Origin of the sequence: Salinicola sp. RZ23 (genome assembly GCF_003206675.1) — a bacterium.
Taxonomy (GTDB): Bacteria; Pseudomonadota; Gammaproteobacteria; order Pseudomonadales; family Halomonadaceae; genus Salinicola; species Salinicola endophyticus.
The window spans coordinates 352,922-377,246 of record NZ_PZJK01000015.1 but is presented as its reverse complement, the minus strand read 5'-3'; the positions used below and the strand labels follow the sequence as shown (position 1 = coordinate 377,246).

Genomic DNA, 24,325 nt, shown 5'->3' with positions numbered 1-24,325 from the left:
TGGGTCTGATTGTGTAAGCGCAGCATAATCCTCTATCGTTGCGAGGTTTTTTCGACACAAGTGCCTAGGCTCTGTCCGAAAACTGCCTGCGTTCGCCGATTTTTCGTACAGACCTTGGGACGTTGCCTCACGGCTCGCCGTCGAGGCACTGGGCAATAACAATCTCAACAGGGGGTTGCCGTGGAACTTCTGACCAATATCTTCGGATCCATCAACGGGGTCGTCTGGGGCCCGTTGATGCTGATACTACTGTTCGGGGTAGGTATCTACCTCCAGCTTGGCCTCAAGCTGCTGCCGATTCGCAAGCTCGGGCTCGGCTTCAGCTTGCTGTGGCAGGGCCGTCGGAGTGCCGACGATGACCGCAACGACGGCGAGATCTCACCGTTCAACGCGCTGATGACCGCCCTCTCGGCGACCATCGGTACCGGCAATATCGCCGGCGTGGCGACGGCGATCGCGCTTGGCGGCCCCGGGGCGGTGTTCTGGATGTGGCTTACTGCACTGGTCGGCATGGCGACCAAGTTCTCTGAGGCGGTGCTGGCGGTGCGCTATCGCGAGACCGACTCCCAGGGCAACCATGTCGGCGGGCCGATGTACTACATCCGTAACGGCCTCGGCCGGCGCTGGGCCTGGCTCGGCGGGCTGTTCGCCTTCTTCGGTGCGGTGGCGGCGTTCGGGATCGGCAATACGGTGCAGGCCAACTCGGTGGCGGATGCGCTGACCACCTCCTTCGGCGTGCCAGCGTGGCTGACCGGGGTGATCATCATGCTGCTAGCCGGGGCCGTGATCCTCGGGGGGATCAAACGTATCTCCCAGGTCGCGGGCAAGCTGGTGCCGCTGATGGCAGTGGCCTATGTGGTCTCGGGGCTGATCATACTCGTGATCAACGTCGACCAGATCGGCAGCGCCTTCGGCCTGATCTTCGACCACGCCTTCAATCCGATCGCCGCCACCGGCGGTTTCGCCGGCGCGGCCGTGGCGGCGGCGATCCGTTTCGGTGTCGCCCGCGGTATCTTCTCCAACGAGGCGGGCCTGGGCAGTGCGCCGATCGCCCACGCCGCGGCCCAGACCCGTAACCCGGTGCGCCAGGGGCTGATCGCGATGCTCGGCACCTTCATCGACACCCTGGTGGTGTGCACCATGACCGCGCTGGTGATTCTCACCTCGACCCACTGGCTGGATGGCGAGAGCGGCGCCGGCTTGACCTCGCTCTCCTTCGACAGCGCGCTGCCGGGAGTTGGCCAGCACGTGGTCGCCATCGCCCTGGCGGTCTTCGCCTTCACCACCATCCTCGGCTGGTCGTTCTACGGGGAGAAGTGCTTCCAGTACCTGTTCGGCGACAAGCCGATCATGCTCTATCGCATTGTCTTCGTGCTGGCGGTACCGGTGGGTGCCATGGCCAAGCTCGATTTCATCTGGCTGGTGGCGGATACCTTCAATGCCATGATGGCGATCCCCAACCTGATCGCGCTGGCACTGCTGTCACCGGTGGTGTTCAAGCTGACCCGCGATCACTTCGCCGGCAAGACGGTGCTGCCGGGCGAGGATCTCGAACGCCACCGCGACTGACGCCAAGGGTGGGCCGCTGTCTCGGGCAGCGGCCTCTCGGCGCAGTTTCCCTCTCGATTCGATCTGGAGAATCCCCCATGTCCGACCTCAAACAGACGCCGCTTCACGCCCTGCATCAGGAGCTGGGCGGCAAGATGGTGCCCTTCGCCGGCTACAGCATGCCGGTCCAGTTCCCCCTCGGGGTCAAGAAGGAGCACGAGCACACCCGCCACGCCTGCGGCCTGTTCGATGTGTCTCACATGGGCCAGGTGCGGGTGACGGGTCCGTCGCCGGCTCAGGCGATGGAGACGTTGGTGTGTGCGGATGTGGTGGGTATCCCCAAGGGCGGCCAGCGCTATGCGCTGTTCACCAGCAGCGAGGGAGGCATTCTCGACGACCTGATGATCGTCAACCACGGTGATTCGCTCTACGTGGTGGTCAACGCCGCGTGCAAGGATGAGGATGTGGCGCTGATGCGGGTCGGGCTGGACGCCGAGCACGAGGTCGAGGTGCTCGACCGCGCGCTGCTGGCGTTGCAGGGTCCGCAGGCGAGTCAGGTGATGGCGCGACTGTGCCCTGCGGCATGCGAACTCACCTTCATGCAGCACGGGCGCTTCGAGGTCGACGGCGACACCCTGTGGATCAGCCGCAGCGGCTATACCGGCGAAGATGGCTTCGAGATCTCGGTCGCCGCCGAGGCTGCCGAGAAGCTGGCGCGCTGGTGCCTGGCCCAGACGGAGGTGGAGCCGATCGGTCTGGGGGCGCGCGATTCGTTGCGCCTGGAAGCGGGGCTGTGTCTCTACGGCCACGACATCGATGCCACCACCACACCGGTGGAGGCGAGTCTCTCCTGGGCGGTGGGCAAGGCGCGCCGGATGGGCGGCGAGCGCGAGGCGGGCTTCCCCGGGGCGGATGTCATCCTGCACCAGATGCAGGCCAAGGATCACCAGCGCAAGCGGATCGGGCTGGTCGGCGAAGGGCGGGCGCCGGTACGTGAGGGTAGTGCGCTCTACGACGCCGATGACAACGCCGTCGGCGAAGTGACCTCCGGCAGCTTCGGACCGAGTGTCGGCGCGCCGGTGGCCATGGCCTACGTCAAGGTCGAAGCGGCACAGTCCGATGCCATGCTGTACGCCGACGTGCGCGGCAAACGCCTGCCGATGCGCGTCAGCCGGATGCCGTTCGTCAAGGCCAACTATCAGCGCTGAGCGCTGCTGGTGAGACCGATTTCACGATCGCGATCGACAGGTTTATACCGTTATCTTTTCTGGCCTGGATAACGTCTCTGAGCCTCCCGCACGGGAGGCTTTTTTTGGGTTACTCAGACCAGTGAACAGGACCGGGGCGCTCTGGCTGTCAGCGCGCCTTCGCCCTCCCTACCAGGGCCATGTGTCCTGGTGCGGCTCAGCCGCAGACGCGACGGAAGGTGAGGCTGACGCGGGGGCCGGGAATCGCCCGCGGGGCGAGGGCGTGCTGCCAGCGGGATTGCGCGCCGGGGCCCATCAGCAGCAGGCTGCCGTGGGGCAGCCAGACGTTGAACGCCCGCTGCCCGGAACCCCGGTGACGCTCGCGGAAGCGTAGCGGTCGCTCGGCGCCGAGCGAGACCGCGGCGACCACCGGGTCTGGGCCCAGCTCGGGCTCGTCGTCGCTGTGCCAGCCCATGCGTTGCTGGCCATCCTGATAGCGGTTGAGCAGAACGCTGTTGAACTCGGTGGTCGGCAACTCGGCGTGGGCCAGGGCTTGCTGCACCCGAGTGGCCAGTTCGACCACGGTCGGGTGCCAGGGGGTCGGTACCAGCTGGCTGCCGGAGTAGCGGTAGCTGGCCTCGGGGTCACCCATCCAGCACTGGGCGCGGGGGATGACGTGGTCGCGTCCGTAGACGCGGATAGCCGGGCTCTCCCATGCCACCTCGCGCAGCAGGGTGTCGAGCAGCGCACTGGCCGCCGCGGGGGAGAGAAAGGTATCGAGCCGGGCCAGCACTGGTCGGGTCTCGAGCCACTGCCATTCCCCGCGCGATGCGGCGCCAGCGCTCAAAGCGGGGGAAAGATCAGCGCTGCCAGCGCCTGGCTGGACCAGGCGAGGCCGGCGCCGATCAGGCCACCGATCAGGACGTCGCTCAGGTAGTGCAGCCCTAGCACCACCCGTGAGGCGGCAATCAGGCAGGCCAGGGGGAACACCACCGGCAGCAGGCTGGGCGTGGTGGTGGCGGTGAGCAGGGTGAACATCACCGCATGCAGGGTGTGTCCGCTGGGAAAGCTGTAGCGGTCCACCGGCGGCATGCTGCAGCGAATGGTCGAGAAGGTGATGTAAGGTCGCTCGCGGCACAGTCGGGTCTTGAGCAGCCGATAGAGCAGGGCGGCCACCGCGGTGGTCAGCCCCCAGTAGACGGCGATCAGCCAGCCGCGGGTGCCGTGCCACAGTGGCTGGCACAGGCACAGCAGTACCCACGCCGGCCAGTCGCCCACACGGCTGACCAGCCGGAACAGCCACAGCGTCGGCGAGTGGCGCGAGAGTTCGGCGAAGCGGTGGCTGAGGCGGCTCTCGAAGCGGTCGAGACGTTCAAACGTGAGACGTGTAGTGCGCGGCAGCATGCTGTGGCCTCTGGACCTGGATCATGTGGGCGAGGAAGCGGTCACCGATGTTGGACCAGCTCAGGGCGGCGGCGCGTTGCCGCGCCTGACGGCCGAGCTGGGCGTAGAGTGCGGGTTGGCCACTCAGTTCGCTGGCGGCTTGAATGAAGCCGTGGCGATCATCGGGGGCGATCAGGCGCCCGTCGACGCCATCGGTGATCAGTTCCTGGGCGGCGGCGTGCTCGAAGGCGACCACGGCCAAGCCACTGGCCATGGCCTCGGGCACCACGTTGCCGAAAGTCTCGGAGAGCGAGGGAAACACGAACAGGTCAGCGCTGGCGTAGTGTGCCGCCAATGCCTCGCCGGTCTGGAAGCCGGTAAAGATCGCCTCCGGCAGACGTCGGGCGAGGGTCTTGCGTGCCGGGCCGTCGCCCACCAGGACCTGGGCCAGGGCGGGATTGCTGCGCTGCATCGCCGCCATGCTGTCGGCGAGCAGTTCGATGTTCTTTTCCGAAGCCAGGCGGCCGACATACAGCGCCACCGGTTGATGCGGGCCGACGCCCCACTGGCGACGCAGCTCGGCGCTGCGCTTGCCGGGGGCGTAGCGCTGGGCATCGACACCGCGGGCGAGCACCGAAACGCGCTGGTAGCCCTGGCACTCGAGATGCTGGCGCTGGGCCTGGGTGGGCACCAGGGTCGCCTCGCAGCGATTGTGGAAGTAGCGCAGGCCACGCCGTGCAATGGGGATGCTCCAGCCCAGATGGTAGTTGCCGGCGTACTGATCGAAATTGGTGTGAAAACCGCTGACCACGGGAATCTGCAGATCGCGGGCGGCGTTGAGCGCCGACCAGCCGAGCGGACCCTCGGTGGCAATATAGAGCGCGTCGGGGCGCTCCTGGCGCCACAGCTTCAACAGCCGCCGCCGGCATGGCAAACCGATGTGCACGTCGGCGTAGATCGGCAGCGACATGCCCCTGACGTGAACGTCGCGCTCGGCCAGCTGGTCACGCTCGCCGCCGACCGGTTGTGGGCGTATCACCTGCAGGGTAACGCCCTTGGCGACGAGGTGGTTGGCCAGGTGGCGCAAAGTGTGCGCCACGCCATTGACTTCCGGAGACCAGGTTTCGCTGACCAGGGCTATCCGCATCACGATCACTCCCTTGCACGGCGAACGACCGCGTTGGCGGCGCGTGCGACCGTGTTGACCCTTCCTAGATCCTGCGTATCGCCAGTGACGTCAATGCGTCAAAGCGATGACGGTTCCATGACAAACCCCGTTATCGATCAGCGTAGCACGCGCGCGGGATCGATGGGCTTGCCGCCATGTCGTAGATCGAACAGCAGATGATAGTTGTTGGCGTTGGCGTCGTGGGCGATGTCGCACACGGGGTCTCCGCGGCTGACGCTCTGGCCCTCGCTCACCAGCAGCTTGCTGCAGAACGCGTAGACGCTTTGCATGTTGTCGGCGTGGTGCAGGATCACCACCTGGCCGAGCTGACGCATGCCACTGGCGAAGCGCACCTTGCCGGCGTTGGTCGCCTTGGCCTGGGCGGGCCCGCTGGTGGAGAGCAGCATCGGTTGCAGCGTGCCGTTGGCGTCGCGGCCGAAGGGGCGCGCGATGCGGTAATTGGACAGCGGCCAGGCCCACCCGTGCGCTGTGCGCGGCAGCGGGCCCGGGTCGGGCAGGCTGCGGCGGGCGGCGGGCGCACTGGCGTGAGCGCTGCTGCGGCGGCTGCCGGCGCTGCCAAGTGGTACCTGAATCAGCTGGCCCACGGCGAGGTTGCTCGGATCGAGCCCCGGATTGGCCGCCTGGACTCGCTGCGGGTCGGCACCGAAGTAGCGTGCGACGCCGTAGAGGGTGTCACCGCGGCGCACCTGATAGCGATAGGGGCCGCCGCCGGGGGCGCGCTCCTGGCGCGAGGGCAGCATCAGGCGCTGGCCCACCGCCAGGCGCCGTGCATCGACACCGGGGTTAAAGCGCTGCAGGCGCAGCAGCGGGATATCCGCCTGACTGGCGATCTTGCCCAGGGTGTCGCCGCGCTGCACCGTGATCCAGCCGTGGCTGGCCCGACCGCTGCCGCCCCCGCCGCTGGCGCAGCCGCCGAGCAGCAGGGTCAGGACCAGGAGTAAGAGGAGAGTGCCGCGTCTTTTTCCTGCCACAGGGTGTTGAGCCATGAATAGAAACGTTCCTTGTATTGGGCATCGTCGTAACGACCCGCGAGCATCCAGTCCGGCCGGTCGAGGCGTCTGACCACCAGTGAGATCTCTCCCTCGCGACCGCACAGAAAGTCCCAGAAGTTGGGCTGCTGACGCCGATAGTGCAGGGTCACGTCGAGGATGCCGTCGAGGCGCTCGCCGAGCAGACCGATCACCTGGGCCACGCCGCCGGCCTTGGGCCGCAGCAGATGCTCGAACGGGCTCGACTGGACGTGACGCTTGACCGCGGTGAAGCGGGTACCCTCGACGAAGTTGTAGATCGCCATCGGCATTTCGCGGGCGTGGTCACACATGCGCTGGGTCGCCTGACGATCGCGCTCGGCGAGCTTGGGGTTGCGCGCCAGACGTTCGCGGCTGTAACGGCGCATGAACGGGAACTCCAGCGCCCACCAGGCGAGGCCGACGATGGGCACCAGTATCAGCTCGCGCTTGAGGAAGAACTTGGGCATCGGCAGGCGGCCGGTGAGCACGTAGAGCATGACGATGATGTCGGTCCAGCTGCGGTGGTTGGCGATCACCAGCCACCACTGCGTCGTAGAGAGGCCCTCCGGCAGCTCGCGATGGAGGCGCGGGCGCACCCAGTGGCGAATCCAGACGTTGTTGGTGCGAATCCAGGCCAACGCGATACGGTGCAGGCCGCCGAGCACGCGCAGTCGCGCCCGACGGGTGGGTGTGACCAGCTTGAGTGCGGTGAGCGCGATCAGCGGCACGCCCCAGAACAGGGTGTTGGCGATCAACAGCAGTACGCTGACGAGCCCCTTGAGGGTCGACATGCCATGCTCCATCAAAGACTTGGGGCAATGTTACTGGAATGTCGTCGAACTGCACAGATGGCCATGGCGGTGCGCGGGTCAAGGGTCAAAATCGTCATGCTGCCGGGTTTGGCGAGTGCCGAAAATCTGATCAATCCGAGTGCAATGCCGAGATGCTCGGCGAGCGTCGCGCCCGGACACCGGAAATGCACAGTGTTATCCACAGAAGATGTGAATAATTCGTGGCGCGCCACATCGGGGGCCATTCGTGAGTCGGAATAGGGTGGGCAAGTTGTTAGAATGCCGCTCCTTTTGCTTCTGCCTCACCCCGCGCGCGGCGGGATGCGGCCCGCCGGCCAGCGGTGGCTGTGTGCCGCCGTCTTGCCGTGTCGTCATCTATCGGAGGACTGTTTGCGCTCACTGCCTGCGACGCTGCCCATTCTGTTTCTGTGCGAGATCAGTTTCCTGCTCGGTCATGGCCTGATCATGACGCTGCTCGGTGTGCGCATGTCGCTCGAGTCGTTCCCGTCGCAGATGGCCGGGCTGTTGATGTCCTGCTTCTCGCTGGGCTTCGTCGCCGGTAGCTACTGGCTCGAGAAGCGCATTCGCAGCGTTGGGCACATTCGCGTCTTCGCCGCCTGTGCGGCGCTGCTGGCGGCGACCGCGATCCTCCATGGGCTGTGGGTCAATCCCTGGGCCTGGCTGGTGTGGCGGCTGTTCGGCGGGGCGGCCACTGCCGGTCTGCTGATGGTGATGGAGTCGTGGGTCTCGGGGGAGTCGACCAACGAGAATCGTGGCCGGGTGCTCGGCTGGTATCTGGTGATCTCGACGCTGTCGCTGGCCGGCGGCCAGTGGATGCTCAATGCCGCCGATCCCGGCACCTTCGTGCTGTTCTCGGTCGCCGGCATCCTGTTCGCGCTGTCGCTGGTACCGCTCTCGATCCACCGTATCCACGGCCCGCTGCGCGGCCAGCACAGCGCGGCGGCGAAGATCTCGCTGGCCCAACTGTTCAAGCGCGCCCCGGTGGGGCTGACAGGAGCGTTCGTTGCCGGGATGATGGTCCAGGCGTTTTTCGCCATGACCCCCTACTACGGCCAGGAGATCGGCCTGAGCACCGGCCAGACCGCCCAGTTCATGTCGATCACCACGCTGGTGGCGCTGGTGGCCCAGTGGACCCTCGGCCGGATCTCGGACCGCTTCGATCGGCGCAAGGTGATCCTGTGCATGGCGATCGTGATGACGATTTCCGGGGTGCTGATCACCTTCGCCGCGCGCTCCAGCTTCTGGCTGCTGGTGTTTGTGGCCAGTTTTCACACCGCCATGCTGCACACGCTCTATTCGTTGAGTCTGGCTCATACCCACGATTGGCTGGAGCCGGAGGAGACGATCCAGGCCAATGGCAAGATCCTGATGTGCTATGGTGTGGGCTCGGTGATCGGCCCGTTCAGCGCCTCGCTGCTGATGGATATCGCAGGGCCTGACGGGCTGTGGTACTTCCTCGGCAGCGCGGCCCTGTTGCTGGCGCTGTTCATTCTCTATCGCCTGTGGCGGCGCGAGCCGATCAAGACTCCGCAAGAGCAGGAGCCGTATACGCCGCTGGTGCCGCTGGTGGAGTCGACCCACTACATCAACGAACTCGATCCGCGCCACGGGCCGATCCAGTACGAGCTCGATCTCGACGGCCACGACTGGGACGCCGAGGCGGCCTGAGCCGCGTAACCGGCCGGATGCAAAACGCCCGCCACCGATAAGGTCGCGGGCGTTGTCGTGCTGGGGTGTCGCTTACGGACGCTGTGGACGCCGACCTGTCGAAGGCGCCTGTGGCTCAGGCGCTTTCCGGCATCAGGGCGTGATCACGAACGTACTGATCGAACTCGGTGAAGCCGCCGATGTGAGTCTGATCGACGAAGATCTGCGGTACGGTCTCCACCGGCTTGCCGATGGTCTTTTCCATGTCTGCCTTGGTGATGCCTTCGGCGTGGATGTCGATATAGCGGAAGTCGAAATCGTCACGCGCCTGTTTGAGCTGTTCGGAGAGCTCCTTGGCACGCACGCAGAAGGGGCAGCCGGGACGGCCAAAAATGACGGTCAACATCGAGCGGTCTCCTGTGAAAAGGGAATGACGTGAAACTGAATAGTCAGTGGGGCCTTATTCTTTCGTATTAAACCCCGGGTCGCCAATAGCGTCAGTCTACTCGGCCCATTGCGCGGGACTATGTCTCATCCGGCGCTATCCCCGTGCGCTGCTATCGCGTCCCGGGGCGCTGCTCAGTGCCGGAGCCGGCCACCTTCGTCGGCGTGGCGCAGCAGCTCGCCCAGTTCGCGGTGGATGTCCGGAGCGCTCACCAGCAGGTTCTCGCCATAGAGATCGACAGGCAGGTTGTCCGGGCAGGTGTAGAGGTGGCCGGTGCGCGCACCCGCCTCGCGGGCGATCAGCAGCCCGGCGGCGAAGTCCCAGGGCGAGACGCTCTCGTAGTAGGCGTCCAGGCGTGCGCAGGCGACATGGCAGAGGTCGAGTGCGGCGGAGCCATTGCGGCGGATGTCGCGACAGGCGCCGAGAACGTGGCTGAGACGGCGCACCAGCGGCTCGCGCTTGTCGCGACCGTAGGGGAAGCCGGTGGCGACCAGGCTACGCGCCAGGCTGTCGGCCTGGCTGCAGCGGATCGCCTGGCCGTTGCACCAGGCGCCCTGGCCGCGCACTGCGCTGAAGGTCTCGTCCATGAAGGGGGCGTGGACCACACCCAGCTCGAGCTCGCCATCCACCGCCCAGGCGATGGAGACCGCCACGTGGACGTGGTCGTAGGCGAAGTTGACCGTGCCGTCGATCGGGTCGACGACCCACAGTGGCCCTTCGCGCTCGAGCTGACTGCGGTCGGGGGAGAGCTCTTCGGTCAGACGTGCCTCGCCGGGAAAGTTCGCCTCCAGTTCGTCGGCGATCAGCTGGTCGACCGCGACGTCGACGTCGGTGACCAGCTCGTCACCGCCCTTGTAGCTTTGCGAGTAGTCCTGCGCGCGGCGGGCATCTTTGATGCGCTCGCCGGCCTGATGGGCGATACGAATCATCTGTTCGAGGCGCTGGGTGTGATCCAAGTGAGACTCCTGCGGGGGTCGAAAGCGGGTTAAGGCGAAGATCTGAGCGGAGCTTAGTGACGCACCGGGCGTTTCTGCAGCTTGCGCTGCAGGGTGCGCCGGTGCATGCCGAGCGCACGCGCGGTGGCCGAGATATTGCCGTCGTGCTCCTGCAGCACCTTCTGGATATGTTCCCAGGTCACGCGGTTGACCGAGGGTGGGTTGTCGGCGATCTCGACGTCGACGTCGCCACTGTTGCGATCCAGCGCGTGCAGGATCTCGTCGGCGTCGGCTGGCTTGCACAGGTAATTGACCGCGCCGAGCTTGATCGCTTCGACCGCGGTGGCGATGCTCGAGTAGCCGGTGAGCACGATGACCCGGCACTCGGGCGCCACCGTCAGCAGCTCGGGCAGCAGCTTGAGCCCGGAGTCCGACTCCAGCTTGAGATCCAGGGTTGCCAGATCCGGTGGCGCCTGGCGCGCCGCCTCGAGCGCCTCGGCCTGGGTGTGGGCGATGCTCACCTCGTAGCCGCGTCGGCGCATGGCGCGCTCCATCACGAAGCAGAACTGATCGTCGTCGTCGACGATCAGCAGACGTTCCTGATCACTCATGGCTATCCGTCCTCGATACTTTCCTTGCCAGTTGATGCAGAGAGCGACGGCATGGCCGTCGGGGCGGGCGCTCAGGGCTGCTCGCCGGCGCTGACCCGCGGCAGCTTGACCTCGGTCAGGGTGCCGCCCTCCTCGTGATTGTAGAGACTCACGCCACCACCGAAGCGGTTGATGGTGGCGTGGCTCAGAAACAGGCCGATGCCCATACCCTTGCTCTTGGTCGAGATGAAGGTGTCGCCGAGCTGATCGGCGATCGACATCGGCACGCCGGGGCCGTGGTCACGGATATCGATGATCAGCTCCTCGACGTTCCAGTCGAGGCTGGTCACGACCGCTTCCGGGCTGGCATCGGCAGCATTGTTGAGCAGGTTGATCAGCGCCTGCTCCAGCGTGGTGTCGACTGCGATCCAGGGCTGTCCACGGCGCCCTACGATCTCCAGTTGATGATGCACGTCCGGGCGCAGCACCAGCCAGCGCTGGATCAGCGACTCCATCCAGGGAATCGCGCGCAGCGTCTCCGGCTTCTCCAGGCGCCGACGGTCGGCATTGGCGACCAGGGTTTGCAGGCGCTGCTTGCAGGTGTCGACCTGGCGACGCAGCAGCTCGACGTCCTCGAGCAGTTGCGGCTGGTCGGCGGCGTCGTGGCGCATCTCGTTGAGCAGCACCGCCATGGTCGACAGCGGGGTGCCCAGCTCGTGGGCGGTGCCGGCGGCCTGGGTCGCCACGGCGAGAATCTGCTCGTTGCGCAGTGCCGCCTCGCGGGTGCGCGAGAGCGTCAGATCGCGGCGGCGCAGGGCGTGCGCCATCTTGAAGATGAAGAAGCTGAGCAGGCCGCCGGAGAGGATGAAATTGAGCCACATGCCCACGGTGTGCAGCTGGATGCCCGAGACCAGTTCGGCGCTGGCGAGCTGCGGCACCGGTTCGTAGAAGAGCATCATGAAGGTGTAGCTGGCGGTGGCGGCGAAGGCGATGATCCAGGCGTAGGACCAGGGCAGGGTGGAAGCGGCGATCGCCAGTGGTACCAGCAGGTAGGTGATGAAGGGGTTGGTCGAGCCGCCGGTGTAGTAGAACAGCAGGCTCAGGCCGGCGATATCGACCAGCCAGTGCAGCAGGTATTCGGTGTCGGTCACCGCCAGTGGCCGGCCCAGACGCCACCAGGTGGCCACGTTGCACAGCCCCATGGCGACGATCACGCTGATGATCGGCAGCACGTGGAGCTGGAACTTGAGCACTTCGATGCCGAAGATGATCGCCGCCAGGAAGCCGGTCCAGGTGATGCCGCGCACGATCGTCAGGCGCACCAGGTTGCGGTTCGGGGTCGAAAGGGGAAGCGCCTGCAACATTATCTCTCCGCAACGGCGATCGGCGATGTCGTCGCGCCCGCGCCAGTGGTCGAATACCCGCCTATGGTAACGCAGCCGGGCGGCTGGTGTGAGCGTGCACTGCCCCGGCGTCGTCAGGGCGTGCCGGGGGTGCTAGACCTCAGCCGCTACACCTCGCCGCCGCCAGCGCGTACAATCGCGCCCATTCTGAGCCTCTCTACACCCTCGCACGCGCGGTCCACTCGGCCGACGTGCCCTGTTTCGGTCAGCGAATTCTCCATGTCAGACATTCAGATAGCCCAGGAAGCGGCACTGCGGCGTACCTTCGCCATCATCAGCCACCCCGACGCGGGCAAGACCACCATCACCGAGAAGATGCTGCTGTTCGGCAATGCGATCCAGCTGGCGGGCTCGGTCAAGAGCAAGCGCGCCGAGCGTCATGCCACCTCCGACTGGATGAAGATGGAGCAGGAGCGCGGCATCTCGGTGACCACCTCGGTGATGCAGTTTCCCTACAACGGGCGGGTGGTCAACCTGCTCGATACCCCGGGGCACGAGGATTTCTCCGAGGACACCTACCGCACGCTGACGGCGGTCGACTCGGCGCTGATGGTGATCGATGGCGCCAAGGGCGTCGAGGATCGCACCATCAAGCTGATGGAGGTCTGCCGCCTGCGTACCACGCCGATTTTGACCTTCGTCAACAAGATGGACCGCGAGATTCGCGATCCGGTCGAAGTGATGGACGAGATCGAGACAGTGCTCAATATCCAGTGTGCGCCGATGACCTGGCCGATCGGCATGGGACGGGCCTTCAAGGGGGTCTACCACCTCTATGACGATGTCGTTCACCTCTACACCCAGGGTCAGGGCAACCGGATCCCCGAGGACAAGCGCATCGAGGGCCTCGACAGTGAAGAGGTGGATCGCGTGCTGGGTGCCAGCGTGGCCGAGGAGCTGCGCATGGAGGTGGAACTGGTGCGCGGTGCCTCCCACGCGTTCGATCTCGATGCCTATCGCCGCGGCGAGCTGACGCCGGTCTACTTCGGTACCGCCATGGGCAACTTCGGCGTGCGCGAGATGCTCAACGGCTTCGTCGAGTTCGCCCCGGCGCCCCAGGCGCGCGAGACCGACGCCCGTGAAGTGGTCTCCGACGACGGCCGCTTCTCCGGCTTCGTGTTCAAGATCCAGGCCAACATGGACCCCAAGCACCGCGACCGGGTCGCCTTCCTGCGCATCTGCTCGGGCAAGTACGAACGCAACATGAAGATGCGCCACGTGCGTATCGGCAAGGACGTCAAGATCGCCGATGCCCTGACCTTCATGGCCTCCGATCGCGCCCACGTCGAGGAGGCCTGGCCTGGCGACATCATCGGTCTGCACAACCACGGCACAATCCAGATCGGCGATACTTTCACCGCCGGCGAGGACATGCGCTTTCTCGGTATCCCGCACTTCGCCCCCGAGCTGTTCCGCCGCGTGCGGCTGCGTGATCCACTCAAGATGAAGGCGCTGCAGAAGGGGTTGCAGCAGCTCTCCGAGGAGGGCGCGACCCAGGTCTTCCTGCCGCTGGACAACAACGATCTTATCGTCGGAGCGGTGGGAACGCTGCAGTTCGACGTAGTCGCCCACCGGCTCAAGGAGGAGTACAAGGTCGACTGTCTGTATGAGCCGGTCAACGTCCATACCGCGCGTTGGATCTACTGCGACGACGCCAAGAAGCTCGACGAGTTCAAGCGCAAGGCGAGCCTCAACCTGGCCTATGACGGCGGCCACTATCTCACTTATCTGGCGCCGACCCGGGTCAATCTGCAGATGACCCAGGAGCGCTGGCCGGATATCACCTTCCGCGCGACGCGTGAGCATTGATAGCGTGAGCCCCGACGTCGGGAGACGCCGAACGCGCGCGCCAGCGGGCACCGATCGGGCGGCGGCAACGTGCTTGTCGCCCACTGGCGCCTGGGCCATGCTGTTGGCGTAGGGTATCTATCTAGGGGAGGACGCGCCGGCCGGCGCGTCTCGCAGCGGGTGATCGACTCAGTCAAAGGGAACGTCGATGGCTTCCAAATTTCTCAAGGAGTTCCGCGAATTCGCGGTCAAGGGCAATGTCGTCGACATGGCCGTGGGCATCATCATCGGTGGGGCCTTCACCCTGATCGTGCAGAGCCTGGTCAAGAACATCATGAACCCGCTGCTGGGGTTGCTGATCGGCGGCGTGGATTTCTCCAATTTCTTCGCCGTGCTCAAGGAGGGCGCCACGCCCGGCCCCTATGCGTCGCTGGCGGCGGCACAGCAGGCGGGGGCGGTGACCCTGGACTACGGGCTCTTCCTCAATGCGGTGATCAGTTTCGTCATCGTCGCCTTTGCCGTTTTCCTGCTGGTGCGCACCATCAACCGGCTCAAGCGTGAAGAAGCGGTGGCGCCCAAGGCGCCCAGCGACAAGGCCTGCCCCTACTGCTTCATGACCATCCCGATCAAGGCGACCCGCTGCGGCCACTGCACCGCCGACCTGCCCAACGACGCGCCATCCACGCCCTGACGATGCTGTTCGACGCCCACTGCCATCTCGATTTCGCCGCCTTCGACGCCGACCTCGAGGCGGTGTTGGCGCGGGCACAGGCCGTCGGCGTCAGACGTTTCATGGTGCCCGCTACCACGCGGGCACGCTGGCCGGCGGTGAGTGCGCTGGCGGCGCGCGACGACGTGGTGATCGGGCTGGGGCTGCACCCCTATTTCGTCGCCACCCATCGTGACGAGGATCTCGACGCACTGGGAGAGGCGCTGGCGCAGCGCCGTGAGGTTGTCGCGGTGGGCGAGTGCGGCATCGATGCCCGGTTTGCGGAGACTTTGCCGCGGCAGTGGCAGCTGTTCGAAGCCCAGCTGCAGCTGGCCAAGCACTATCGGCTGCCGCTGGTGATCCACTGCGTGCACGCCAACGACCAGGTCGCAAAGCGGCTGCGGCAGCTGGCGCTACCCGCGGGGGGGCTGATCCATGCCTTTTCCGGTAGCCCGCAGCAGGCCCATCGCTTCGTCGATCTCGGCTACCATCTGGGCCTGGGCGGTGCTGCCACCCATACGCGTGCCCAGCGGCTGCAGCGGGCCATCGCTGGCTTGCCCGACGATGCCTTCGTGCTCGAGACCGATAGCCCCGACATGCCGCCGGCCGGGCGCCAGGGGCAGCGTAACGAGCCGGCCAACCTGACTGAGGTGTTGACGCGGGTCGCCGCGCTGCGCCGCTGCCCCGAGGCCGAGGTCGCTGCCCAGGCCTATGCCAATACTTGCCGTCTGTTCGCCTGCGCCGAGCCCACGAGGTAATGATCCGCGGCGCTGACCGGCGTCACGCCTGAGCGGGCTCGCTGGCAGCGGCCAGGGTTTCCGGATCGAGGCGTTCGAGCGGGTAGGGCAGTGGCTGGCGCGTCAGCTCGCGGCCCTCTACCTGGAGTGGCGCATCATCCGCGGCCGCGGTGCTGATCACGATCAGCAGCTGGCAGCCGGTGCCGCTCGGGTCGGCCTCTGCCTGGCACACCTCGCCGACACGCTTCTCCTGTCCATCGCGAATCTCGCTGCCGAGCGCCGGTGGCGTGTCGCCCGCGAGCCATGCCACCCCTAGACGGCGCTTCACCTGACCGCGGAAGTGGGCGCGTGCCACCACCTCCTGACCGGTGTAGCAGCCCTTGCGGAAGCTGATGCCTCCCAGCGCCTCCCAGTTGATCATCTGCGGCAGATAGCTGTCGCTGTGGGCCTGGGTCAGCCAGGCCAGGCCGGCGGCGATATCGGCGCGCTGCCAGCGGGCGGTGCCGCTCACCGGCAGCTCGGCGGTCAGTGCCGCCCATTGCGTCTCGGCCTGGGCCTCAGGCAGTGCCAGCAGCCAGCGTGGCTGGGGCCCGGGGTGGCGCACCACAACCGTATCTCCGTGCTGGTGCATGCGCCAGTCGGTCGAAGGCCACGCGGTCGTGGCCGGGGTGTCACCGATCACGCCGAGCAGCACCAGATCGTCGCGGGCGGCCAGGGTCATCTTGTAGAAGGGGGCGTACTTGTCGAGCTGCTGCTTGAGCGGCGCCACCAGCGAGGCGTGCAGCAGTAGCCAGTAGTGCTCGGGTGCCACCTGCAGCAGCTCGGCGTTGGCCAGTACCCGCCCCTTGGGGGTGCAGAACACCGTCAGCGGTGCCAGGTTGCCGTTGGCGTGCTCGACGTTGGCGCTGGTCTGGCCCTGCAGGAAGCGCGCGGCATCGGCGCCGCGGCACTCGAGCACGGCCAGATGGGTCAGCGGAACCAGCGCCGTGGCGCTGCTCTCCGGCTGACGGGCGTCGTCAGGGAACTGCCAGTGCAGCGCGTCGCGTGGCTCGCCGCCCTGGGCTTCGAGATGCGCCGTCCAGTCGTGCATCGGGTCACTCCGGTGGTCAATGGTGAGTGGGGGTCGTCGGCGATGACCATCCATCGCGAGCGAGGGGGCATGGGGCCCGACAATGGCCTCAACATGGTGACGATGGTGCCATATTGCAACGCTGTCCAGGTCAAGTCCGCAACGGACTCAGGTCAAGTCCAAAACGCACTATGCTTGCCCATGCGGCGTTGAAAATCGGCGCCGGAGACGCATTTACACCGCGTGAACGGGTAAGTCAGCCCGGTCCGTCTTCGCCAGGTTTCGCCCTTCATGGCCTTCGCGCGTCGACTTTTCAAACAAAGCCCAGGCGCTGAGATGCTATTCTCATCAATGGTTTCGAATTCATCCCGCGGTTAGCGAGTCATCCATGTCCCGAATCAATCTGGCCCTCGACGGTGTCACCACCCCCGAGGATCTCAATCGTGTCACCACGGCGCTGATGATGGTCGATGGCGTCGAGAGCGTCGATATCGGCCGCGACTGGGCCGAGGTCGAAGGCAGTGCCCCGCGCAGCGCGCTGATCAAGGCCGTCAGCGAGCTGGGAAAGGGCTACGTCGCCCGTTGAGATTTCATCATCGCGATCATCGCGATCATCGCGCGCCGCCCTTGAAGCGACCGGCTCTGGACCCTACCTAACGATCATGAACAAACCCTTCAAGATTCACTCCAAGTACCGCCCCGCGGGTGACCAGCCCGCCGCCATCGAGGGCTTGGTGCGTGGGCTCGGGGCGGGGCTGTCGCATCAGACGCTGCTCGGGGTCACCGGGTCGGGCAAGACCTTCACCATGGCCAACGTGGTCGAGACGCTGCAGCGTCCGACCATCGTGCTGGCGCCCAACAAGACGCTGGCGGCCCAGCTCTACGGTGAGTTCAAGAGCTTCTTCCCCGACAACGCCATCGAATACTTCGTCTCCTACTACGACTACTACCAGCCGGAAGCCTATGTGCCGTCATCGGACACCTTCATCGAGAAGGATGCTTCCATCAACGACCATATCGAGCAGATGCGACTGTCGGCGACCAAGGCGCTGCTCGAACGCCGCGATGCGCTGATCGTGGTCTCGGTCTCGGCGATCTACGGCCTGGGCGACCCCGAGCAGTACATGAAGATGCGGCTGCACTTCAACCGCGGCGAGCAGATCGACCAGCGCCAGTTCCTGCGCCGTCTCGCCGAGCTGCAGTACACCCGCAACGACGCCGACTTTCGCCGCGGTACCTATCGTGTGCGCGGTGACGTGATCGATATCTTCCCGGCGGACGCCGAGGACGAGGGCGTACGGGTGGAGCTGTTCGACGACGAGATCGACTCGATCCGGCTGTTCGATCCGCTCACCGGTGAAGTGCGCGGCCAAGTGCCGCGCATGACCATCTACCCCAAGACCCACTACGTCACCCCGCGGGACACCATTCTCTCGGCAATCGATGCGATCAAGCAGGAGCTCGCCGAACGGCTCGACTATCTGCGCAAGCACGAGCGGCTGGTCGAAGCGCAGCGCCTCGAGCAGCGTACCCTCTACGACATCGAGATGATGCTGGAGCTGGGCTACTGCAACGGTATCGAGAACTACTCGCGCTATCTCTCCGGCCGCGAGCCGGGGCAGGCGCCGCCGACCTTCTTCGACTATCTGCCCGACGATGCGCTGCTGTTCATCGACGAATCCCACGTCAGCGTGCCCCAGGTGGGCGGCATGTACAAAGGTGACCGTTCGCGCAAGGAGACGCTGGTGGAGTACGGCTTCCGCCTGCCCTCGGCGCTCGACAACCGCCCGATGCAGTTCGAGGAGTGGGAGAACATCCTGCCGCAGACGGTGTTCGTCTCGGCCACGCCCGGCCCCTACGAGCAGGCGCACGCCGGGCAGGTGGTGGAGCAGGTGGTACGCCCCACCGGGCTGGTCGACCCGGAGATCGAGGTGCGTCCGGCGTCTACCCAGGTCGACGACCTGCTCTCCGAGATTCGCCTGCGCATCGAGGTCGAGGAGCGGGTGCTGGTGACCACCCTGACCAAGCGCATGGCCGAGGATCTCACCGAGTATCTCGACGAGCACGACGTGCGCGTGCGCTATCTGCACTCGGACATCGATACCGTGGAGCGGGTCGAGATCATCCGCGATCTGCGGCTGGGCAAGTTCGATGTGCTGGTGGGGATCAACCTGCTGCGCGAGGGGCTGGATATTCCCGAGGTGTCGCTGGTGGCGATCCTGGATGCCGACAAGGAGGGCTTCCTGCGCGCCGAGCGCTCGCTGATTCAGACCATCGGCCGCGCCGCACGCAACGCCCATGGCAAGGCGATCCTCTATGGCGACCGGGTTACCGACTCGATGCGCCGGGCGATCGACGAGACCGAGCGTCGCCGAGCCAAGCAGGTGGCGCACAACGAGGAGCACGGCATCGTCCCGCGTACGGTGACCAAGTCGGTCGCCGACATCATGGAAGGGGCCCAGGCCCCGGGTCGCAAGGGCGGGCGCAAGCGCGCCGAGCAGCGCGTGGCGGAAGCGCCCGGCAGCTACACTCGCGACGAACTCAGTGCGATGAGTGCGCCTCAGCTGACCAAGGAGATCGGCAAGCTCGAGGATCGCATGTTCGAGGCGGCACAGAACCTGGAGTTCGAGCAGGCCGCCAAGCTGCGCGATCAGCTGCAGACGCTCAAGGCGCGTCTGCTCGAGCTGGGTTGAGAGGCGAGGGGAGGTCATGCCGGAGGGCCCCGAGATTCGGCGCGTCGCCGACCGCCTGGGCAAGCTGCTGATCGACGCGCCGCTATGTGAGGTGTGGTTCGCTTACGCCGACCTCGCGCAGCAGGCACCCAGGCTGGCCGAGAGCCGTGTGGTGGCGGTGGACAGTTGGGGCAAGTCGCTGCTGATCACCTTCGCCGATGATCGGGTGCTCTATGCCCACAACCAGCTCTACGGGGTGTGGAAGGTGCACCGGCGCGAACGCGAGCCGGACACCGCCCGCGTGCTGCGGGCGAGGCTGGTCACGCCGACCCACGCCGCCAGTCTCTACAGCGCTTCCGATATCTCGCTGTGGACCCGCGATACTCTCGCGCAGCAGCCGTTTCTGGCACGCCTGGGGCCAGATCTGCTCAGCCACGACGTCAGCCCGGGGGAGGTCGCCGAGCGCTTGATGCTGCCGGCGTTTCGCCGCCGCGGGCTGGGCGGGTTGCTGCTGGATCAGGGCTTCTATGCCGGTATCGGCAACTACCTGCGCTCGGAGATCCTGTTCTATGCCGGGCTGCCGCCCAAGATCACTGCCGAGCGGCTGTCGCCGCGCAAGCGCCGGCGTCTTGCCGAGGTGATGCTGCGCACCGTCGCCCAGGCCTACCACGAGGCCGGGGTGACCAACCGGCCGACCTGGCGCCGACGCCTGCAGCGTCAGGGGCTCAAAAGGGCGCGCTGGCGGCATGCGGTGTTCAACCGTGCTGGCCAGCCATGCCACGCCTGTGGCAGTGAGATCGTCAAGCTCATGGTCGCCTCTCGGCGGCTCTATCGCTGCCCGCATTGCCAGCCCGATACGCCGGCTGGCTGATCTCCACCGGGCCCATCTGGGCAAGTCAGCGTAGGAAGAACCCAATTTATACCGTTATCTTATTTAGCGAGATCATGATCACGCCTGCCGAATGTCAGCAATTGCGGTAAGATGCCGGCCACCAGAATACCCGCCACCCGCGCCGAACAGTGGGGGCAGTCACCGTGATAGCAGGAGTGCCGTGATGACCGTGATCCGTCAGGAGGATCTCATCCAGAGCGTGGCCGATGCGCTGCAGTACATCTCTTACTACCATCCCAAGGATTTCATCGATGCCATGAACGCGGCCTACGAGCGGGAAGAGAACCCTGCGGCGCGCGATGCCATCGCCCAGATCCTGATCAACTCGCGCATGTGTGCCACCGGTCATCGTCCGATCTGCCAGGACACTGGCATCGTCACGGTCTTCGTCCATGTCGGCATGGACGTGAGCTGGGCGTGCGAGCTGAGCCTCGATGACATGATCAACGAAGGCGTGCGGCGCGCTTACACGCTGCCGGACAACGTCCTGCGCGCCTCGGTGCTGGCGGACCCTGACGGCAAGCGCAAGAACACCGGCGACAACACGCCGGCGGTGATCCATCACAAGCTGGTGCCGGGCGACACCGTCGAGGTGCACGTGGCAGCCAAGGGGGGCGGCAGCGAGGCCAAGTCCAAGTTCGCCATGCTCAACCCGTCGGACAACGTGGTCGACTGGGTGCTCGAGCAGCTGCCCAAGATGGGCGCCGGCTGGTGCCCGCCGGGTATGCTGGGCATCGGCATCGGTGGCACCGCGGAGAAGGCGATGGAGCTGGCCAAGGAGGCACTGCTCGACCCCATCGACATTCAGGCGCTGCAGGCCCGCGGTGCCAGCAACCGCGCCGAGGAGCTGCGGCTCGAGCTGTTCGACAAGGTCAACCAGAGCGGCATCGGCGCCCAGGGCCTGGGCGGTCTGACCACGGTGCTCGACATCAAGGTCAAGGATTACCCGACCCACGCCGCCAACAAGCCGGTGGCGATCATTCCCAACTGCGCCGCGACCCGCCACGTGCACTTCACGCTGGATGGCAGTGGGGCGGCTGAGCTGCCGGCACCCAAGCTCGACGACTGGCCCGAGATCACCTGGGAAGTGGGTGAGGGCGTGCGGCGGGTCGATCTGGATACACTGACGCCGGAGATGGTGCGTGAGTGGCAGCCGGGCGATACCGTACTGCTGTCGGGCAAGCTGCTGACCGGACGCGACGCTGCCCACAAGCGCATGATCGACATGCTGTCCAAGGGCGAGTCACTGCCGGTGGACCTGAAGAATCGCTTCATCTACTACGTCGGCCCGGTCGATCCGGTGGGTGACGAGGTGGTCGGTCCAGCGGGGCCCACCACGGCGACGCGCATGGACAAGTTCACCCGCACCCTGCTCGAGGAGACCGGCCTGCTCGGCATGATCGGCAAGGCCGAACGCGGCCCGCTGGCGATCGAGGCGATTCGCGACAATCAGGCGGTCTACCTGATGGCCGTGGGCGGTGCCGCCTATCTGGTCGCCCAGGCGATCAAGAAGGCCGAGGTGATCGCGTTCGACGACCTCGGGATGGAAGCGATCTACGAGTTCGAGGTCGAGGACATGCCGGTCACGGTGGCGGTCGATCATCTCGGCACCTCAGTGCATCAGACCGGCCCGGCCAAGTGGAAGGCGATCATCGCCGAACGCGGCTGAGCGAGCGTGAACGGGCGATGACATATCGCCCGTCGCAGTCACGAGGGAGCCTTGGGGCTCTCTCGTTTTTTTTGGGTATGATGGCTGGATCGAGACATTCGACAGGAGTCGGTGCATGGTGCAGGGCGGCGTGGAGTTTCGGCAATGACATGGATCATCGGTACGCTGCTGTTTCTGTGCCATCTGGCGGGTGCCACCACCGCTGTCTTCGCACTGATGTCGAGCCGCACCTCCCAGGGCGCGGTGGCCTGGATCATCACCCTGGTGCTGTTTCCCTACTTCAGTGTGCCCATCTTCTGGATCTTCGGGCGGCCGCGCTTCTATGGTTACGTCTCGGCGCGCGGTGAGCGTGACACCGTACTGCGCCAGGTGCTCAAGCGCTATCGCCCGCACATGGAGGATTACGTCTCGCGACCGGAGGCGGTGAGCGGGCGTATCCGTGCGGTGGAGCAGCTGGCGATGATGCCGATGACCCGCGGCAACCGGGTCGAGCTGCTCATTGACGGCGAGCGCACCTTCGAGAGCCTCTTCGCCGGCATCGACCAGGCCGAAGAGTACATTCTGGTGCAGTTCTTCATCGTGCGCGCCGATGAGATCGGTCTCGCCTTCAAGCGCAAGCTGATCCATCAGGCCGAGCACGGGCTCAACGTCTATTTCCTGTATGACGAGATCGGCAGCCATAGCCTGCCCGGGGGCTACCTGCGTGATCTGGAGGAGGCCGGGGTGCGGGTCTCGGCGTTCAACTCCTCAAGGGGTTGGCGCCATCGTTTCCAGGTCAACTTCCGCAATCATCGCAAGATCGTGGTGGTCGACGGTCGTGCCGGCTGGACCGGCGGGCTCAACGTCGCCGACGAGTATCTCGGCCGGGTCGAACGCTACGGCGCCTGGCGCGACACCCATCTCAAGCTGGAAGGGCCCAGCGTACTGGCCCTGCAGGAGGCGTTCTGGGAGGACTGGTACTGGGCGACCGGGGATATCCTCGCCCTTGGCTGGCGCATCCATCATGTCGCGGATGCCACTCAGCACGTGGCGATCGTGCCTTCCGGCCCTGCCGACGGCCGCGAGACCGCGAGCCTGCTGGTCCAGCACGCCATCCACGGCGCGCGCCACCGGCTTTGGGTCACCAGCCCCTATTTCGTACCCGATCACGGCGTCCAGGATGCACTGATCCTGGCTGCCCTGCGCGGTGTCGACGTGCGTGTGCTGATCCCCGAGCGGCCGGATCATCTGCTGGTGTTCCTGTCGGCGTTCGCCTTCTTGCCCGAGATGATCCGCAACGGGGTCAAGATCTACCGCTATCAGCCAGGCTTCCTGCATCAGAAGACGCTGCTGGTCGACGATCACACCGCCATGGTCGGCACCGTGAACCTGGACAACCGCTCGTTCCGGCTCAACTTCGAGGTGACCGCCTATGTCCCCGACAAGACCTTTGCCGGCGAAGTGACGGCCATGCTGGAGCACGATTTCGCGCATAGCCGCGAGGTGACCGAACAGGAACTGGCGACGCGTCCACTGTGGCGCAAGGTGGTGTCGCGGGCCACCTACCTGCTGTCGCCGATCCAGTGAAGGCGCTCTCAGCCAGGACCCAGTCGTCCAGGGCTGGGTCGGCCAAGACATTCAAGCGCACCCGCGCCCGTGGCATCCGGCGCGGAACCCCGATCGCCAAGGAGTCCCCTTGAACCTAGAGACCAAATGGCTGGAAGATTTCGTGGCGCTCGCCAATACGCGCAGCTTCTCCGCCTCGGCGCGCCAGCGCCACGTGACCCAGCCCGCCTTCAGCCGCCGCATCCGCTCGCTGGAGCAGGCGATCGGCGCGACCCTCGTCGACCGTTCGACCACGCCGGTCAGCCTGACCCCGGAAGGGCAGCTGTTCCTGGTGACGGCGCGCAACATGGTCGAGCAGCTCAACGACAGCCTGGCTCATCTGCGCGGCCTGGCGATGGACAACGAGGCGCTCGATATCGTCGCCGCTCACTCCCTGGCGCTGGCCTTCTACCCGCAGTGGATCTCGCGGCTGCAGAAGGGCGTAGGCGAGTTGCCCACGCGGCTGGTGGCGATGAACGTGGGGGATGCCATCCACGTCCTGCGTGAGGGTAATTGCGATCTGATGCTGGCCTATCACGACCCCTACGCCACCATGCAGCTGGATGCCGAGATCTTCCCGTCATTTTCGATCGGACAGGTCAAGATGCTGCCGGTGAGCGTGCCCAAGGCCAACGGCGAGGCCAAGTTCTCGTTCGACAACGAGGGCTCGATCCCGTTTCTCGCCTATACCCAGGGCGCCTTCCTCGGCCGCAGCGTGCGCATGTTGCTGAAGAACGAACCCGCGCGCATGCGTCTCAAGACGGTCTATGAAACCGCCATGGCGGAGGGGCTGAAAGGGATGGCGCTACAGGGGGTGGGGCTGGCCTGGATTCCCGATTTCTGCATTCGCGAAGAGCTGGCCAACGGCAAGCTGGTGCGCGCTGCCGGCGAGAGCTGGGACATTCCGCTGGAGATTCGCCTCTACCGCTGCTCGCTGGTCCACAAGCCCGGCGTCGAGAAACTGTGGAAGCGCATGATGAAGTTGCCGAGCGACTTTCTGCGCGCCTGATCGGGGACCGGACACACGCCCGGAGCGCACTGGGCTGCTAGACTGGC

At 65.7% G+C, this 24,325-nt stretch carries 22 protein-coding genes; 12 read left to right on the top strand and 10 right to left on the bottom strand.

Annotation, left to right across the window (positions count from 1 at the left end):
* The first annotated feature begins 180 nt into the window (after positions 1 to 180).
* Together DOM67_RS16585 and gcvT are read left to right on the top strand one after the other, a co-directional pair.
* Positions 181 to 1,569: a sodium:alanine symporter family protein gene (locus tag DOM67_RS16585; protein ID WP_110677927.1), complete on the top strand. Its 1,389-nt coding sequence runs from the start codon at positions 181 to 183 to the stop codon at positions 1,567 to 1,569.
* A 77-nt stretch (positions 1,570 to 1,646) separates the two neighbouring features.
* Positions 1,647 to 2,756: a glycine cleavage system aminomethyltransferase GcvT gene (gene gcvT / locus DOM67_RS16580; protein WP_110677925.1), complete on the top strand. Its 1,110-nt coding sequence runs from the start codon at positions 1,647 to 1,649 to the stop codon at positions 2,754 to 2,756.
* A gap of 196 nt (positions 2,757 to 2,952) precedes the next feature.
* On the opposite strand, the gene DOM67_RS16575 is transcribed toward gcvT, so the two are convergent.
* The 5 genes from DOM67_RS16575 to DOM67_RS16555 all read right to left on the bottom strand — a co-directional run bounded on the left by DOM67_RS16575 (position 2,953) and on the right by DOM67_RS16555 (position 7,108).
* The gene (locus DOM67_RS16575) at positions 2,953 to 3,528 is read right to left on the bottom strand and encodes an alpha-ketoglutarate-dependent dioxygenase AlkB (RefSeq protein WP_110677923.1); all 576 of its coding nucleotides are present in this window, start codon (positions 3,526 to 3,528) and stop codon (positions 2,953 to 2,955) included.
* A gap of 50 nt (positions 3,529 to 3,578) precedes the next feature.
* Positions 3,579 to 4,139: a phosphatase PAP2 family protein gene (locus tag DOM67_RS16570; protein ID WP_110677921.1), complete on the bottom strand. Its 561-nt coding sequence runs from the start codon at positions 4,137 to 4,139 to the stop codon at positions 3,579 to 3,581.
* Positions 4,108 to 5,265, bottom strand: a complete 1,158-nt coding sequence (locus DOM67_RS16565; protein WP_110677919.1) for a glycosyltransferase family 1 protein — start codon at positions 5,263 to 5,265, stop codon at positions 4,108 to 4,110. Before DOM67_RS16565 ends, DOM67_RS16570 begins: the two co-directional genes overlap by 32 nt.
* Before the next feature lie 137 nt (positions 5,266 to 5,402).
* Positions 5,403 to 6,293 (bottom strand): M23 family metallopeptidase, encoded by an 891-nt coding sequence (locus DOM67_RS16560; RefSeq protein WP_110677917.1) that lies wholly within the window; start codon positions 6,291 to 6,293, stop codon positions 5,403 to 5,405.
* Positions 6,233 to 7,108: an acyltransferase gene (locus DOM67_RS16555; RefSeq protein WP_110677915.1), complete on the bottom strand. Its 876-nt coding sequence runs from the start codon at positions 7,106 to 7,108 to the stop codon at positions 6,233 to 6,235. The genes DOM67_RS16560 and DOM67_RS16555 overlap by 61 nt, the downstream gene beginning before the upstream one ends.
* Positions 7,109 to 7,498: 390 nt before the next feature.
* On the opposite strand from DOM67_RS16555, the gene DOM67_RS16550 reads away from it, so the two are divergent.
* Positions 7,499 to 8,797: an MFS transporter gene (locus tag DOM67_RS16550; protein ID WP_110677913.1), complete on the top strand. Its 1,299-nt coding sequence runs from the start codon at positions 7,499 to 7,501 to the stop codon at positions 8,795 to 8,797.
* 115 nt (positions 8,798 to 8,912) lie between these two features.
* On the opposite strand, the gene DOM67_RS16545 is transcribed toward DOM67_RS16550, so the two are convergent.
* The 4 genes from DOM67_RS16545 to DOM67_RS16530 form a co-directional block, all read right to left on the bottom strand.
* Positions 8,913 to 9,182, bottom strand: a complete 270-nt coding sequence (locus tag DOM67_RS16545; RefSeq protein WP_110677911.1) for a GrxA family glutaredoxin — start codon at positions 9,180 to 9,182, stop codon at positions 8,913 to 8,915.
* 173 nt (positions 9,183 to 9,355) lie between these two features.
* Positions 9,356 to 10,177 carry an inositol monophosphatase family protein gene (locus DOM67_RS16540; RefSeq protein WP_232825287.1) on the bottom strand — a complete coding sequence of 274 codons (822 nt, stop codon included), beginning with the start codon at positions 10,175 to 10,177 and terminating at the stop codon, positions 9,356 to 9,358.
* 53 nt (positions 10,178 to 10,230) lie between these two features.
* Positions 10,231 to 10,767, bottom strand: a complete 537-nt coding sequence (locus tag DOM67_RS16535; RefSeq protein WP_110677909.1) for a response regulator transcription factor — start codon at positions 10,765 to 10,767, stop codon at positions 10,231 to 10,233.
* 71 nt (positions 10,768 to 10,838) lie between these two features.
* The gene (locus DOM67_RS16530; protein WP_110677906.1) at positions 10,839 to 12,110 is read right to left on the bottom strand and encodes an ATP-binding protein; all 1,272 of its coding nucleotides are present in this window, start codon (positions 12,108 to 12,110) and stop codon (positions 10,839 to 10,841) included.
* 258 nt (positions 12,111 to 12,368) lie between these two features.
* Between DOM67_RS16530 and DOM67_RS16525 the strand changes: the two genes are divergently transcribed.
* The 3 genes from DOM67_RS16525 (at position 12,369) to DOM67_RS16515 (ending at position 15,404) form a co-directional block, all read left to right on the top strand.
* A complete protein-coding gene (locus DOM67_RS16525) occupies positions 12,369 to 13,958 on the top strand; it encodes a peptide chain release factor 3 (protein ID WP_110677904.1) in 1,590 nt (529 codons plus the stop codon).
* A gap of 187 nt (positions 13,959 to 14,145) precedes the next feature.
* Positions 14,146 to 14,628, top strand: coding sequence for a large-conductance mechanosensitive channel protein MscL (gene mscL / locus DOM67_RS16520; protein ID WP_110677902.1), 483 nt, complete (start codon positions 14,146 to 14,148; stop codon positions 14,626 to 14,628).
* Between the two features lie 2 nt (positions 14,629 to 14,630).
* Positions 14,631 to 15,404, top strand: a complete 774-nt coding sequence (locus tag DOM67_RS16515) for a TatD family hydrolase (protein ID WP_110677901.1) — start codon at positions 14,631 to 14,633, stop codon at positions 15,402 to 15,404.
* 22 nt (positions 15,405 to 15,426) lie between these two features.
* Here the strand turns inward: DOM67_RS16515 and DOM67_RS16510 are convergent, their stop codons facing one another.
* A complete protein-coding gene (locus tag DOM67_RS16510) occupies positions 15,427 to 16,473 on the bottom strand; it encodes a folate-binding protein YgfZ (protein ID WP_110677899.1) in 1,047 nt (348 codons plus the stop codon).
* A gap of 367 nt (positions 16,474 to 16,840) precedes the next feature.
* On the opposite strand from DOM67_RS16510, the gene DOM67_RS16505 reads away from it, so the two are divergent.
* From DOM67_RS16505 to DOM67_RS16480, 6 genes are all read left to right on the top strand, one after another.
* Positions 16,841 to 17,038, top strand: coding sequence for a hypothetical protein (locus DOM67_RS16505; RefSeq protein ID WP_110677897.1), 198 nt, complete (start codon positions 16,841 to 16,843; stop codon positions 17,036 to 17,038).
* A gap of 76 nt (positions 17,039 to 17,114) precedes the next feature.
* Positions 17,115 to 19,145, top strand: a complete 2,031-nt coding sequence (uvrB, locus tag DOM67_RS16500) for an excinuclease ABC subunit UvrB (RefSeq protein WP_110677895.1) — start codon at positions 17,115 to 17,117, stop codon at positions 19,143 to 19,145.
* A gap of 16 nt (positions 19,146 to 19,161) precedes the next feature.
* Positions 19,162 to 19,995, top strand: a complete 834-nt coding sequence (gene nei / locus DOM67_RS16495) for an endonuclease VIII (protein ID WP_110677893.1) — start codon at positions 19,162 to 19,164, stop codon at positions 19,993 to 19,995.
* Between the two features lie 184 nt (positions 19,996 to 20,179).
* Positions 20,180 to 21,685 (top strand): fumarate hydratase, encoded by a 1,506-nt coding sequence (locus DOM67_RS16490; protein WP_110677891.1) that lies wholly within the window; start codon positions 20,180 to 20,182, stop codon positions 21,683 to 21,685.
* A gap of 144 nt (positions 21,686 to 21,829) precedes the next feature.
* Positions 21,830 to 23,251, top strand: coding sequence for a cardiolipin synthase (cls, locus tag DOM67_RS16485; RefSeq protein WP_110677889.1), 1,422 nt, complete (start codon positions 21,830 to 21,832; stop codon positions 23,249 to 23,251).
* A 109-nt stretch (positions 23,252 to 23,360) separates the two neighbouring features.
* Positions 23,361 to 24,278 carry a LysR family transcriptional regulator gene (locus DOM67_RS16480; RefSeq protein ID WP_110677887.1) on the top strand — a complete coding sequence of 306 codons (918 nt, stop codon included), beginning with the start codon at positions 23,361 to 23,363 and terminating at the stop codon, positions 24,276 to 24,278.
* Positions 24,279 to 24,325: the final 47 nt, after the last annotated feature.